Source organism: Aquimarina sp. MMG015, assembly GCF_018100855.1.
GTDB lineage: Bacteria > Bacteroidota > Bacteroidia > Flavobacteriales > Flavobacteriaceae > Aquimarina > Aquimarina latercula.
On record NZ_JAGJEB010000003.1, the window covers coordinates 259725 to 273168 of the forward strand.

Sequence of the window (13444 nt, forward strand, 5' to 3'; positions counted from 1 at the left end):
TGAATTATTATTCTGTTACTACAAATTTCTTATTAGTTCTAAAAATATGTTTCCATTCTGGGCTATATAATTGAGAACGGTTTTTACGTGCGCCAATAGCATGACCTACTACAATTAATACGGTTCTTGTTTTCTTGCTTTTCTTTACAATAGCGGCTAATTCCGATAATTTTCCTTGAAAAATTTCTTCATCCTTCCATGATATTCTGTACATCACTGCCACAGGAGTATCTGCATCAAAATGTTCTAACAATTGTGCTTCTACTTTTTTAGCAATTCCAGCACTTAAAAAAATACACATGGTAGCATTCGTTGCCGCAAAAGCTGAAATACTCTCTCTAGAAGGCATTGGTGTTTTGCCTTCTCCGCGAGTTAATACAATAGATTGCACAACTTCAGGAATAGTAAATTCTGATTTTAAGACGGCTGCCGCTGCACTAAAAGCAGAAATTCCTGGTACAATAAAATAATCCATCCCCAACTCATCAAAAATGGTCATTTGCTCTTGAATCGCCCCATATAAAGATGGATCTCCAGATTGTAAACGCACAATTGAGTTTCCTTTTCTATAATGTTCTTGCATTATAGATACTTGCTCTTCTAAGGTCATCATTGCAGAGTTTCTAACAATAGCACCTGGTTTACACCAACTAGTCATTTCTTCTGGCACTAAACTACCTGCATATAATACACAATCAGCTTCTTGTAAATATTGTTTTCCCTTTACAGTTATCAAGTCCTCATCTCCAGGTCCTGCTCCAATAATGGCAACAGCAGTTCTACGTTCTGCATTGGTGTCTACAGCTATGGAAAATGTAAATTTCTCACCATTATCTAAATGGATTTTTTGTTTTTCAACCAATACATTTTTATTTCCAGAAAACAACATTGCCGTAGATTCTGACACACCATGTACACCAATTTTAGATTTCACTACTTCACTTGGATTTGGCACTGTAATCGTATCGATTTCATCCGCTGTAAATGTGCTAAATGGAATCTTGTTATTGCTACTGAAATCTAAATATGCTTGTTGCTTTGCTTTTATGTCTATAGAACCAAAGTTTTTAATCGCTAAAAAATAAATGTTTCTACGCTTTAGTTCTTCTTTTAAAGTAGTTTCAAACAGCACTGAATCTAACTGTTTGGAGCATCCTGAACCAATAGAGAGTACTTTTGGGATATAAAATAAACTTGGAATACTTGCCTCGTACACTTTGTAACTTACAACTATTAGTAATTCAAACTGTGAGTAATCAATATCTGCTTCACTATAAAAAACAGTAACAAAATAAGGAACCGTTTTTTCTAAATGCTTTGTTCCTTTATCTTTAATATCTAATAGCAAAGCTGTTGGTTTATTATTTACGAACAACGCCATCGTTTTGTTCATTGACGGAGAACTTTCTACTTGCCAATCAAATTGAGTACCTAGCGTATCTAATGCCCATATGTTTTGCACATCACTCGAGGTAGATATAATAGGTTTTGCTCCTAAAATCACAGCAATTTTTGATGTAAAATCATTTGCACCACCTTTATGTCCACTCAATACTGATTGTACATTCAACCCTAAATCATCCACAGAAACTACTGCAGGATCCATATTTTTATCTTGAATATAAGGTGCAATTAGTCGTACACAAATGCCTAAGGCAGTAACAAAACAAATACCATCTAATTTTATAAAATTTTCCTTTAGATAGTCCGAAATAGATGCAATGGTCGATACATTTTCATCATTGGATTGCAATGTTGTAATTACCAATGATTTTGGAAATTCTTTCTGAATAATGAGGGCTTTTTCAATCCCTTTTTCAGTAACTGCTATGATGGCTATTTTTTTCATGTATTAGTTTTCTGCTTTGTGAATGCTAATCGTATTATGTTCGTTTAACTTTAGGGTATTCGTGCTAATCGTATATTTTAACTTCGAAAGTGCTGAAATGAATATGGTACTACTGGTTTCTCTTACGGCATTGGTTACAAATCGAACTTTTGGATTTAATTGATGAACAGTATGTATCAACTCTTTTAAACGACCTCCATGCCCACCAATAAATACTACATCGGGCATAAGAAAATTTTTTAAATTTAGATTAAAGAAATCATCAATAACAATTTCAATACCTGGTGTTGCTAAACATTCTGTGTTTTGTTGAATAATAGTGCTACATTCTGCTCGCTTTTCAAAAGCAACTATTTTTAAATGCGGAAACTGTTGCTTTGCTTCAATAGCTACGGAACCTGTGCAAGAACCTATATCCCAAAAGACACGTTTATTTTGTAATCCTAAAGCACTAATAGTACTTAAACGGATAGGCATTTTGGTAATCATATTTGCTCGATTCTCCAAAGGAATAAAAGCAGTATCAGGAATACCAAATGATTTTTCTTTAGATCTTATCTGTTTTAATAACACACAATTTAAAGTATGATGTATTTTGGTCGAGCAAGTAGATACATCAAGTTGTTCAATATGTTCTGCGTCACCATCTAAAGATTCACCAATGGTGATTGAATAATTATCAAAACCGTATTGTAACATACGTTTTGCTATTGCAGACGGTGTTTTTTTATGATCGGTTAAAACGCCAATCAACTCATTTCTATTGATTAATGCTTCATCTAAAGCTGACCAATCTCTACCGTGAACAGATATTGATGTTATGTTATTATAATTGGTCCGTGTTTTATGACAGAGTATCTGAATACTATTGAAATACGGAAATGCTTTTAGTTGTGCATCGGGGACTAAACGTTGCAACGTATTTCCGAAGCCATAAAAAAAAGGATCTCCCGAAGCAAAGATCACAATGGAAACCTCAACCGTTTTATATTGCTGAATCAACGCATCCATTTTTCCAGAAATTTCAATCCATGTATGGTTTTTAGGCAAGTATGATTTCACCAATTCATAATGGCGTTTTCCACCAGAAAAAACAGTATGCTTTTTGATTAATTGCAAAATTTCATCACTCCATTTTGGAATAGGATGATTGCTAATTCCAATCAAATAAAAATCGATATGTGTATTCGTTTTATTCACCTATTTATAAGACTCTTTTATAACCACATCATTCATATTCTTACGTTTCTCCCATTGCAAGCGCTCTAATTCCGGGTTTTCATAGAACTTATCTACGTGTCCTAAACATAAATAACCTATGAGTTGTCTGTCTTCAGGAGCGTTTAAAATGGTTTTAATTTTATTTGGGTCTAATATGCTTACCCACCCTAGACCAATATCTAAAGCTCTTGCCATTAACCACATATTTTGAATTGCACAAACCACAGAATACACTCCGGCTTCCTTCATCGCCGTTTGCCCTAAAGTAGGGTGCTCGCTTGGTTTATAGAAAACAGCAATATTCAAAGCAGATTCTATAATACCTTCCAGTTTTAATTGAGTATAGGCCTCTGCTTTTTTTTCATTAAAAAGTTGCTTCGCCTTTTCATTTTCTTCAAAAAAGCTTTGCTTGATTTTATTTCTAATGTCTAAATCTTTAATAATCACAAATTCCCAAGGTTGCGAAAACCCAACAGAAGGTGCATTTACTCCAGCAAATAGAATTTTATCTATATCCTTTTGAGAGACCGGTGTATTTATAAAACGATTTCCTCTTACGTCTCGGCGTGCAAGGATTATCTGTTCCAAAGTTTCTATATGTTCTGAAGTAAATTTGATCATCTTAAGATTTAAAATAGTTTAAAGCTTCGGGTAAAGTAAAAGCAGCATTTACAATTGCGGCGGCAACATTGCTACCACCTCTGTTTCCTTCTACAATTGCCCAATCCGTAGTTTTAATTTGAGATAACTGTTCTTTTGCTTCCAAAACATTTACAAAACCAACAGGTACACCAACAACTCCAACAGGTTTAAAAGTTATATTTTCTCTTAATTGCTCTACAATTTCGAATAATGCAGTAGGTGCATTCCCAACAACATATAAAGCATCTGGATGTTTTTCAATGGCTTTTCTGATACCCGCTTGAGAACGTGTAATATTGGCTGATTTTGCCAATAACTGCGCGTCTTCATCATTTAATAAACAATGAATCTGATTTCCGTATTCTTTTGTGAAAGCTTTTGTGATTCCAGCTTTTACCATCGTGACATCAGTAATAATTTCTCCTCCACTCTTAAGGTAATTATGCCAACTTTCAATCGCTTCTGGTGTTGCCGAATAATGGTTAAAATCTTCTAAAATTCCTGTAGTATGGATAACTCTTGTTATTGCCCATTTATCTGAAATAGAAAAAGGTATATCGGTAATGTGCTGGGTAACAATTCTAAAACTCTCTTGTTGAATTTCTTTACCAGTATGTGGTTTTCTATTAAGATACCCACGTGGCGTTACCAAGTAATCTTTAAAACGATATGTTTGCGAATTTCCAATCATCACCAAACAAAACATATCCACATCTTCAGGGTTAAATTCTCCTAAGGTGGTGATTTTTAGCTCTTCTTCTGGTCGTGTAATGTGTCTTATAATTGCAACAGGTGTATTGGGAGAGCGTTCTTCTAAAAATATTTTTTGCAACCTACCTAGTTGCCAGTGTCTTTTTTTACTCTTTGGGTTATATAAGCTTGTTACAAAATCTCCTAATGCAGCAGCTCTAATTCTTTGCTCTATTTTGTTCCAAGGCGTCATCAAATCCGACAAAGAAATACAACAAAAATCATGACCCAAAGGTGCTCCTAATTTACTACCAGCAGCTAAGAAAGCAGAAACACCCGGTAATGTTTCTAATTCAATAGCATCGTGATTTTCTTTAGAAACTACTTCATAAACAATAGCTGCCATTGCGTAAATACTAGCATCACCAGAACCAATAACTACAACATATTTACCTTCATTCGCTTTTTCAATCGCCTTATGTGCTCTTGCTTCTTCTTTACCTAAGGGCATTGAAATGAGTTCTGCATCTTCTCTAAAAAGCGATGCTCCAAATTGAAAATAATAATCGTAACCAATAACTACGTCTGCTTTTTCTAAAACATTCTTAACTACAGGTAACATATAATTGATATCTCCAGGTCCTAAACCTGCAACTGTTATTTTCATTGGTTATTTTTTTTTATAATAAGAAGAGAGAAATAAGGGATCTCTCTTGAACTTACAATTGCCCAATTATTGGTAATAAATTGTTTTTCGGTTCCTAAGCGTTCGGCATACGTAATACTATGCTTTTTCGTATCGATTACTTCATTAATACTATTCATAACCATTTTTATTTTCATCAAAACCACAGTGTCAAAATTATCAATAGCTTCCTGTAATTCTACTCTTGTTTGAATTCTAGGAATTACCACCACTTTTTCATTTTGCAAGCATAAAGGTATTTTGCTTTCAGATGCTAAATGCAGGTAAGAGCTAATACCAGGAATTAAGTTGATGTTTAATTTACACGCTTGTATTTTTTCCAATAAATAAGAAAAAGAACTAAATGTGCTAATATCTCCTTCGCTAACAATAGCAACAGATAATCCTTTGTTATAATCCGTATATACTTGTTGAAATGTAGCTTCGTAAACTGTTTTTGCTTGGGCTCTTTCTAAATCCATTTTCAAATAGAATCCTTGGAGTTTCTCCATATTTAAATCATATTGATTTAAAATAGATAACGAATAACTCGATTTCCTCCCGTCCTTAAATAATGAACCTGGATAATAGATTTTATCAACTTTCTGTAAAGTTTTTAGTCCTTTTAATGTGATTAAATCAGCATCACCAGGCCCCAAGGAAACTCCATATATTTGGCCCGCCGTCATATACCTAACATCTTTTTAACTTTATTCCCTAGACTGTTTTGTTTTTCATTAGGTTTTTCATCTTCCTCAAATAAAATTCCTTTTACATTTAGATGATGCCCCATTTGTTCTTTTCCTTGATATTCTTCAAAACCAATAACTTGTTTTCTATATTTACACATCTGGCAATTCATATTAGCAATTCCATTTTTGGCTTCGTGTAAACGTTCATCAAAAGCTTGTAGAATCAATTCATCTGCACCAAAAGGATCCGTATAGACATATTCTAAATCTGAGTTGGCATCCATTTCAGAAACACTCTTATAAATTCTTTCTAATAAAACACCTGTAAAAAAGAAAAATGGAATTACAATGGTACGTTTAAAGCCTAATTTTTCAACCAATTGTAAACCTTCATCAATTTTAGGATATGCTGTTCCGCTATACGATGTAGTTGCAAAGCCAAATCCCATTCCGTCCCAAAGCATACTGGTTAATTTAGCAACATCGCTATTAGCATCAGGATCCGTAGTCCCTCTTCCAACTACCACCAAACACGTATCTTTTCTATCTACTTTAGGCAAGTTTTTTTCTGTTTCCTCAATACGTTTTAAAGATAAATCCAGTAAAAAAGAACTTACACCAATATGTTTCCCCATAGAAATGGTTAAATCATCGTGATAGGTTTGTAACGTATTTAATTCATAAGGAATATCATTTTTGGCATGAGAACCTGCAAATAAGATAACAGGTAAGGCATAAATTTTACGGATACCATTTGCATACATACGTTCTACCGCAGCTTCATACGTAGGATGATTAAATTCTAAAAAACCATAATCTACTTCATATGAATCTTGATAGCGTTCTTTAAGAATAGCAACAAATCGTTTAAATGATTTTACGCCTGCTTCTCTTCGCGTACCATGTCCACATAATAAAATTCCTTCTTTCATTTACTATTAGTTTTTAGATTAAATAGGTGTTGCGCCGATAATAAAAACTACTGGCATTTGTATCGTAGCTTTAGCTACTTTTTCTTCTATATTTCCTAGGTTGCCAGTAACAATCACTTGTTGTTTTCTTGATGCGTTTGAGATTGCATTTACAGGAATCGTATCATCTTTACATACTTCTAATAGTTTAGGAACAATTCTATGCAAGCTCTTTAATCCCATATAAATAGAAATCGTATTTCCTGCTTTTAGCATATGTGCAATTCCATTTAACTGCTCAAATGAATAATCAGCAGTATGCGCAGTACATATTAACATGGCATTAGATTGGTTACGTTCGGTAATAGGAATATTACAAATATTAGCTGCCGCCAAGGCTGCCGAAATTCCTGGTACAACTGTAAAAGGCAACTGATGTTTCTTTAAAAAACGAGCTTCTTCTGCCGCTCTGCCATAAACGTAAGGATCTCCAGACTTTAATCTAACAACTTTTTCTCCCTGCTCGCAATGGCTTTTCATCAATCTATTGATCTTATTTTGTCGGGTTTCTTGATCTTCTGAATCACCAAATTTTCTACCCACATACATCCGCTTAGCTTTCGTATTCACATCTAATATTTCATCAGAAATTAAATTATCATGTAAAATAACCTCTGCTTTTTCAATAGCTTCAAGAGCTTTTAAGGTTAATAAATTTTTATTCCCAGGTCCAGCTCCAATAATATTAATTTCAGGTAAATGTTGTTTTGTAAAAATCCATTCTGGATTTGAAAATTGATACTCAAAATTAAGTAGTGATTTTGATTTTGAATTATCAATTATTTTAAAATTTTCTTTTGTTGTAGTTTCGAAAACTGGTGCCGGCAAGTTTAATTTAATAGCTGCATTTTCGTAAAATTCTTTTCGTTTTGGATGTATATCTGCGCAACCATTAATAATCTCACCAAAACATTTTTTTTCCAAAACTGCCTCGATTAGATCTATAGCATCTTTTTGATGAATAAGATTTACAGGTACATTAGGAGTTTTTAATTGTTTTTTATTTGCTAGAAATCTTCCTGGATGACGTTGTGGTCCAATTAGTCCTGCTAATCTCAAAACAGTTACATTATCACCAAAATGCTGTTGCAATAATTGTTCTGCTTTTATTAACGCCCTACCAGATGCTTTTTCTGGAACGCAATCTTCAGTTTCATCTATGAGACTATTACTATTTTGATATACTGACGTGGAGCTTACAAAAATAACTTTTGTAGAGGCAGGCGTATGTTTTATAATCTGTTTGATCTGAAACGGGTGTATCGTTTCTATATCATCGATCCGTTTTGGAGGGAAATTGATAATAAGTGTCGATGTTTCATCTATAAAAGATTCCCAATCTCCTATAATGTTATCAGATTCAATTTTTATTCTACTTGTTAGAAATGAATGCTTACATAATGATTTCAATGCATCTAATTCAGCCGTGCTTCCGTGAATTGAATATCCATTTTTTTGAAGTTTCAACGCAAGTGGTAATCCTAACCAACCCAATCCTAATATAGAGATATGCCTATTCATGCCTATATTGAAACTAGACTTGTATTCTGTAATTGAATTTTTATACAATACTCCCAAGCTTTATTTTGAGCAGAATCAAATTCAATTTTCCCTAAAATTTCTCCAAATTTATTCTTGAAACGGATACCAGTTTGTTCTGTTCCTTTTTGATGGAAATATTCTGTATTAGAAATTTTTGATTGTTGTAATTCCTTATTTTCTTTGGGAACGGCAGCAATAGTTAGTGCAATACTCTCAGTTTTGGTATGCAATTCTAGTGTGTGTGGCTTTGAGTACTCTACTGCATCTATTTCTTCAAACGAAATAGGGTTTTTATCATCTATATATAGGAGTACGCCTTTTGGGTTTTCTAACAGATACAAAAATAATGGATATAAATATTGATCTGAACTAAACCCTTTGGTAATATAACATTCACCTAATTCCGTGTCATCTTTTAACTCAAAAGGTTTTGGTTTAATAGGAGTTCTTTCATTACTTGAAGCTTGTTGTTCCCAACCTTTTTGATACAATAACTCCTCTTCGACAGGGTTTTCGTTATTGAGATGTCTTTTTACAATAGGAATTATTTTTTCTGCAGTTAATTCTTTATACCAAAACTCTCCAGGATGTACAATACAGGTGGGTGCATCTTCACACCTTCCATTACATCTGGTTTTAATTGTATGTGTAGTATCCCAAAGTTCGTTATTACGTAAATAAGCTCTTGCAGCTCTTATAACTTGTTCTGATCCTGCTTTTTGACAAGAACCTCCATCACAAAAGAAAAAAGTATCTTTTGTATTTGCTATGTTTTTTCCCATTCTTATTATTATGGGGGAAAGTAGGGTAAGAAGCCACAAAATAGCCATCTAACACTTAAACTTTTATTCCCGAAAGTTAATATTATGTTTTGCTTTAGGCAGGTATTCTGACTCACTCTACTTTTAACGCCTTCCCATTTTTTTTAAAACAGTGACTACTATGTTAAAAGCTTTTTGCAGAGCTTACAGCTGCGGGAACAGTTTTGGATTCTCACCAAATTCCCTTTTAATTCTATATTCTTTTAAAAGAAAAGAATAAGAAACCAAAAGCGACACAAATGTATTGTTAATTTTTGATTTAATAGTAAATAGTTTCTAAAATGACTTTTGTTCTTTCTAGAGGAGAGGATTTAGGCAATATTATGATTTCGAATCCTTTATTTTTATAAAGCTTTAACAGGGATTTTTCTAATCTTAAACAATATTCAAATTCCTGTAATCGTTGTCCATCTTTACAATAAATCTCAAACCATGTTGGCGTAAAAAAAACAATTTTATGATATGTTTCTTGATAAGGAAAGTCTGTTAGGTAGTCTGGAATCACCTTATCTTCTACCGTTAAATAAGCTTCTAGATCTAACAAGGATCTATCACAAATTAGCGTATTAGTGTTCAATAATTCTTGATTTGTACGCCTAAACACAAGTTCAGTAAATCGATTAATATCCCCCCAAGGTGTTCCTTTTTTGTTGTTTTTTTGTTCATCAATAATTACTTTTCTGGAAACCTCATCCATACACGGTATGGTGTTTTTTAGATTGTTTATTAATGTTGTTTTACCTGTCCCAGGAGCCCCGGTAATAATATGTTTTTTTTGAAAATTATGCATATTGGAATACTAATAACACACCTACTATTAATAAACAAAATACAATACTTACCCCATAATTTACTTTACTTACTCTTTTAATTTCCTCGTGTTTAATTTCGCGATTATTAACACCTATAAAAGGTTTCTTAACCAATTTTCCATGATAATAATTTGGTCCTCCGAATTGGCAATTTAAAACATATGCTAGAGCAGCCTCTGGATAGCCCGCATTAGGACTACTATGCTTCTTTCCTTCTCTAAACAAAAAAGAAAGTCCGCTTAACTTATTTTGAACAACTAATATTAACAGTGCAGTAATTCGAGCAGGAATATAATTAGCAACATCGTCTAATTTTGCGGCAAACTTACCAAACTGTATATAACGATCACTTTTATACCCGATCATAGAGTCTAAAGTATTGATCATTTTATACCCCATTGCTCCAGGAACACCTAAAATCAAAAAATAAAATAAGGGTGCAATAACGCCGTCACTTAAGTTTTCAGACATGGTTTCAAAAGTAGCAACTCTAATTTGTTGCTCATTTAAATTATCAGTTTCTCGTCCCACAATCCAAGACAAACGTTTGCGTCCTGATTCTAGCCCTTGATTTTTCAAAGTATTAAATACTGCATATCCTTCTTTTATCAATGTTTTGTTGGCCAAGCAATAAAACAGCATAAGTATTGAAAAAGCAAGTGCCAAAATTTTAAAACCATACGTGTTTAACGATCTAATAATTAGAAAAGGTATCGTAAAAGAAAGCCCTACTAATACAATCGTTAATAAGGCACCTTTTAAGAATTTATATGAACCTTTATTTAGCCATTTTTCTCCAAGAGCAATACTATTTCCATAGCCCACAATAAGATGCGGCAATTTTCTAGGGTCTCCCAATACTGCATCTAAACCAAAAGCAAAAACTACTATGTACATTTGGTTTACATCCATTCCTTCAACGCTTGAATCAATATCTTATTAGCTTCTTTACTTTGTGTAGAAAGTCTAATATATTCTCCTGTTAACCCTTTAAAATTTGTCGCATCTCTAATCAGGATTTGATGTTTTACGATTAAATATTCTTTTAGCTCCATTGCAGATTTCTGCAACAATTCAACTAAAAAATAAGAGGTGTTGCTTTCACAAACCTTCATTCCATCTAATTGCTCAAGTTGTTCCTTAAAAATGATTGTTTCTTCTATTAATTCAGCAGCCTCAAATTGAAATGCTTCATAATTTTTGAAAATATATTCTCCTGCTTTTATCGCTAATGAATTAACACTCCAAGGCATTTTTAAAGTTAATAGCTTTTTGATGATTAAAGTGTTTGAAACGATATATCCTAAACGCAATCCCGGAATTGTAAATGTTTTGGTTAATGAACGAACAACAATTAAATTCCTGTAGTTTTTTGTTAATGAAATGATGGATTCAACACTGTTGGTAAACTCTATGTACGCCTCATCAATAACAAATGTAGTCTCTGGTTTTTGTTTAAAAAGAAACTCTAAATCATTTTTAGAGAAAATAGCTCCATTAGGATTGTTAGGATTACATATAAACACTAAATCGGCATCAGTATCTTTTATTTCGGTTCTAGAAACTAACAGATAATCTAGCTGAAAATTTTTACAAGCGTCCTCATATTCCGAAAAAGTAGGGGCCACAATAGTTGCTTTTTTATTAGAAAACAATTGCGCTATAAGATAGAACGCTTCTGTCGCACCATTGGTAAATAAGAACTGTTCACTAGGGAGTTGAAATTTATGAGCCGCCAGTTTATTTAACTCACTTGCCGCGGGTGAAGGATAATTTTGAATTAGAGAAACATTCTTTGAAATATGCGCCAATAATGTTTTAGGGCACCCTTTGTAATACACATTTGAACTAAAGTTATGCGTAATTTTTCCTTCGATTAAATGAAGATCATCACCATGTCCGTTTAACATTCTTGTAAACTATTTTTTAAGATGGTTGACATTTCTAAATTTTCATCTATCCAATCTGCTAATTTATCAAATTGTGCTGCCTTAAACGCTTTGTAGTTTTTTGCCTTAGCATTAGGGTATTTTAATTGTAGTAATTCTGTAACTATTTCTTGATTATCAAATATTCCATGAAAGTAAGTCCCCCAACTTTTATTTCCATCAAAATAACCTTCTTCCTTACCATCAACATGGTTTAAGCCTTTCTTTTTTGGCACTATAGTTTCTCCCATATGAATTTCATACCCTTCACAAGATGTTGCAAAATCTTTAAACTGAAAGTTACGTTGTATGGTTTGTTTCGTTTTAGAAAGAGTTGTTTCAATATCAAACAACCCTAAACCTTCTTCAAATTTTGTACTACTTTCCACCGAAAAAGGATCTTTTACCACCTTACCTAGCATTTGATAACCACCACATATTCCAATTATAGGAATATGTGTATATCGTTTTTTGATAACAATATCTAACCTATCTTTTTTTAAGGCAATTAAATCTTCAATAGTATTTTTTGTCCCTGGAATAATAATTATGGCTGCTTTATTTAACTCTTCTACATCTCTAGTAAAATATAAATTGATTAATGGTTCTTGCTCCAAAGCTTGAAAATCTGTATAATTAGACATATAATTAAGCCTTACAACAGCAATATTTAATTTATTATCAGAAGCAGTTGTAATTCGTTGATTCAACGCAACAGAATCTTCTTCTTCAATAATTATATCCTTAGCATAAGGTAAAACACCTAAAACAGGAAGATTTGTGAGTGATTCCAATTTCTTTTTCCCATCAATGAATAAAGCTGTATCCCCACGAAATTTATTAATTATAATTCCTTTAATCAGTTTTCGTTCCCAATCTTCGAGTAATTCAATAGTGCCATATACACTACCAAATACACCTCCTTTATCTATATCTGCTACTAAATAAACACACGCATTTGCTGCATCCGCCATTCGCATGTTTACAATATCTCTATGTTTTAAATTAAGTTCACTAATACTTCCAGCACCTTCTATTACGATAGGATTGTGTTTTGATGCTAATTGCCTAAATGATTTTTTAGCTTCTTCAAATAGCTGTTTTTTATTATCTCCTAAAAAATATTCTTTAGCAGTTTGATCACCAATTGGTTTTCCGTGTAAAACAATTTGTGATTTATTTACGGATGAAGGTTTTAACAGAATAGGATTCATTTCTACCGTTGGTGGAATACCACAAGCTTCAGCCTGCACCGCTTGTGCTCTTCCAATTTCTAGATTATTGGGTGTAGAAAAACTATTTAATGACATGTTTTGAGCTTTAAACGGAGCAGGATTGTATCCTTTCCGTTTCAGCCATCTGCAAATACCTGTTGTTATCCAACTTTTACCAACATCAGAGCCAGTACCTACTAACATTATAGGCTGTATTTTTTGCATATTCAACATTTTTTCGAAGAACAAAAATATTGAATTATATATATTTTATATGAGCTTAATGATAAAGTTATTATAGTAGTGCGCACCCACCTTCATATTATTACAACCGATAAAAAGGATTACAATACCGAATCAAGTACAGCACAGACTCT

The 13444-nt window shown here is 32.9% G+C and carries 12 protein-coding genes and 1 riboswitch; all 12 genes read right to left on the reverse strand.

The window, feature by feature from the left end; all coding sequences use genetic code 11:
- Nucleotides 1-7: 7 nt before the first annotated feature.
- The 12 genes from cobM to J8L88_RS07900 all read right to left on the reverse strand — a co-directional run bounded on the left by cobM (nucleotide 8) and on the right by J8L88_RS07900 (nucleotide 13292).
- Nucleotides 8-1849 carry a precorrin-4 C(11)-methyltransferase gene (gene cobM, locus J8L88_RS07845; protein ID WP_211060437.1) on the reverse strand — a complete coding sequence of 614 codons (1842 nt, stop codon included), beginning with the start codon at nucleotides 1847-1849 and terminating at the stop codon, nucleotides 8-10.
- A gap of 3 nt (nucleotides 1850-1852) precedes the next feature.
- Nucleotides 1853-3049 carry a precorrin-6y C5,15-methyltransferase (decarboxylating) subunit CbiE gene (gene cbiE, locus J8L88_RS07850; RefSeq protein ID WP_211060438.1) on the reverse strand — a complete coding sequence of 399 codons (1197 nt, stop codon included), beginning with the start codon at nucleotides 3047-3049 and terminating at the stop codon, nucleotides 1853-1855.
- A complete protein-coding gene (bluB, locus tag J8L88_RS07855) occupies nucleotides 3050-3691 on the reverse strand; it encodes a 5,6-dimethylbenzimidazole synthase (RefSeq protein WP_211060439.1) in 642 nt (213 codons plus the stop codon). It abuts the gene before it with no gap.
- 1 nt (nucleotide 3692) lies between these two features.
- Nucleotides 3693-5069: a precorrin-3B C(17)-methyltransferase gene (cobJ, locus tag J8L88_RS07860; protein WP_211060440.1), complete on the reverse strand. Its 1377-nt coding sequence runs from the start codon at nucleotides 5067-5069 to the stop codon at nucleotides 3693-3695.
- The gene (cobI, locus tag J8L88_RS07865) at nucleotides 5066-5776 is read right to left on the reverse strand and encodes a precorrin-2 C(20)-methyltransferase (protein ID WP_211060441.1); all 711 of its coding nucleotides are present in this window, start codon (nucleotides 5774-5776) and stop codon (nucleotides 5066-5068) included. The genes cobJ and cobI overlap by 4 nt, the downstream gene beginning before the upstream one ends.
- Nucleotides 5773-6711, reverse strand: coding sequence for a sirohydrochlorin chelatase (locus J8L88_RS07870; protein WP_211060442.1), 939 nt, complete (start codon nucleotides 6709-6711; stop codon nucleotides 5773-5775). The genes cobI and J8L88_RS07870 overlap by 4 nt, the downstream gene beginning before the upstream one ends.
- A gap of 18 nt (nucleotides 6712-6729) precedes the next feature.
- Nucleotides 6730-8271 carry a uroporphyrinogen-III C-methyltransferase gene (cobA, locus tag J8L88_RS07875; RefSeq protein WP_211060443.1) on the reverse strand — a complete coding sequence of 514 codons (1542 nt, stop codon included), beginning with the start codon at nucleotides 8269-8271 and terminating at the stop codon, nucleotides 6730-6732.
- Nucleotides 8272-8273: 2 nt separating this feature from the next.
- On the reverse strand, nucleotides 8274-9074 hold the full coding sequence (locus J8L88_RS07880; RefSeq protein ID WP_211060444.1) for a ferredoxin: 801 nt from the start codon (nucleotides 9072-9074) through the stop codon (nucleotides 8274-8276).
- Nucleotides 9075-9153: 79 nt separating this feature from the next.
- Nucleotides 9154-9357: riboswitch (cobalamin riboswitch) on the reverse strand.
- A 15-nt stretch (nucleotides 9358-9372) separates the two neighbouring features.
- Nucleotides 9373-9903, reverse strand: coding sequence for an AAA family ATPase (locus tag J8L88_RS07885; protein WP_211060445.1), 531 nt, complete (start codon nucleotides 9901-9903; stop codon nucleotides 9373-9375).
- Nucleotides 9896-10837 carry an adenosylcobinamide-phosphate synthase CbiB gene (gene cbiB, locus J8L88_RS07890; RefSeq protein ID WP_211060446.1) on the reverse strand — a complete coding sequence of 314 codons (942 nt, stop codon included), beginning with the start codon at nucleotides 10835-10837 and terminating at the stop codon, nucleotides 9896-9898. Before cbiB ends, J8L88_RS07885 begins: the two co-directional genes overlap by 8 nt.
- Nucleotides 10828-11835 (reverse strand): histidinol-phosphate transaminase, encoded by a 1008-nt coding sequence (locus J8L88_RS07895; protein WP_211060447.1) that lies wholly within the window; start codon nucleotides 11833-11835, stop codon nucleotides 10828-10830. Before J8L88_RS07895 ends, cbiB begins: the two co-directional genes overlap by 10 nt.
- Entirely contained in the window at nucleotides 11829-13292 is a 1464-nt protein-coding gene (locus J8L88_RS07900; protein ID WP_211060448.1) for a cobyric acid synthase, read from the reverse strand. Before J8L88_RS07900 ends, J8L88_RS07895 begins: the two co-directional genes overlap by 7 nt.
- Between the last annotated feature and the right edge of the window lie 152 nt (nucleotides 13293-13444).

Coding starts and splice junctions, on each gene's coding strand:
- J8L88_RS07900 (WP_211060448.1), bottom strand. CDS start 13,292: ATGCAAAAAATACAGCCTATAATGTTAGTAGGTACTGGCTCTGATGTT.
- cobM (WP_211060437.1), bottom strand. CDS start 1,849: ATGAAAAAAATAGCCATCATAGCAGTTACTGAAAAAGGGATTGAAAAA.
- cobJ (WP_211060440.1), bottom strand. CDS start 5,069: ATGAAAATAACAGTTGCAGGTTTAGGACCTGGAGATATCAATTATATG.
- J8L88_RS07880 (WP_211060444.1), bottom strand. CDS start 9,074: ATGGGAAAAAACATAGCAAATACAAAAGATACTTTTTTCTTTTGTGAT.
- J8L88_RS07870 (WP_211060442.1), bottom strand. CDS start 6,711: ATGAAAGAAGGAATTTTATTATGTGGACATGGTACGCGAAGAGAAGCA.
- J8L88_RS07895 (WP_211060447.1), bottom strand. CDS start 11,835: ATGTTAAACGGACATGGTGATGATCTTCATTTAATCGAAGGAAAAATT.
- cobA (WP_211060443.1), bottom strand. CDS start 8,271: ATGAATAGGCATATCTCTATATTAGGATTGGGTTGGTTAGGATTACCA.
- bluB (WP_211060439.1), bottom strand. CDS start 3,691: ATGATCAAATTTACTTCAGAACATATAGAAACTTTGGAACAGATAATC.
- J8L88_RS07885 (WP_211060445.1), bottom strand. CDS start 9,903: ATGCATAATTTTCAAAAAAAACATATTATTACCGGGGCTCCTGGGACA.
- cbiB (WP_211060446.1), bottom strand. CDS start 10,837: ATGGATGTAAACCAAATGTACATAGTAGTTTTTGCTTTTGGTTTAGAT.
- cobI (WP_211060441.1), bottom strand. CDS start 5,776: ATGACGGCGGGCCAAATATATGGAGTTTCCTTGGGGCCTGGTGATGCT.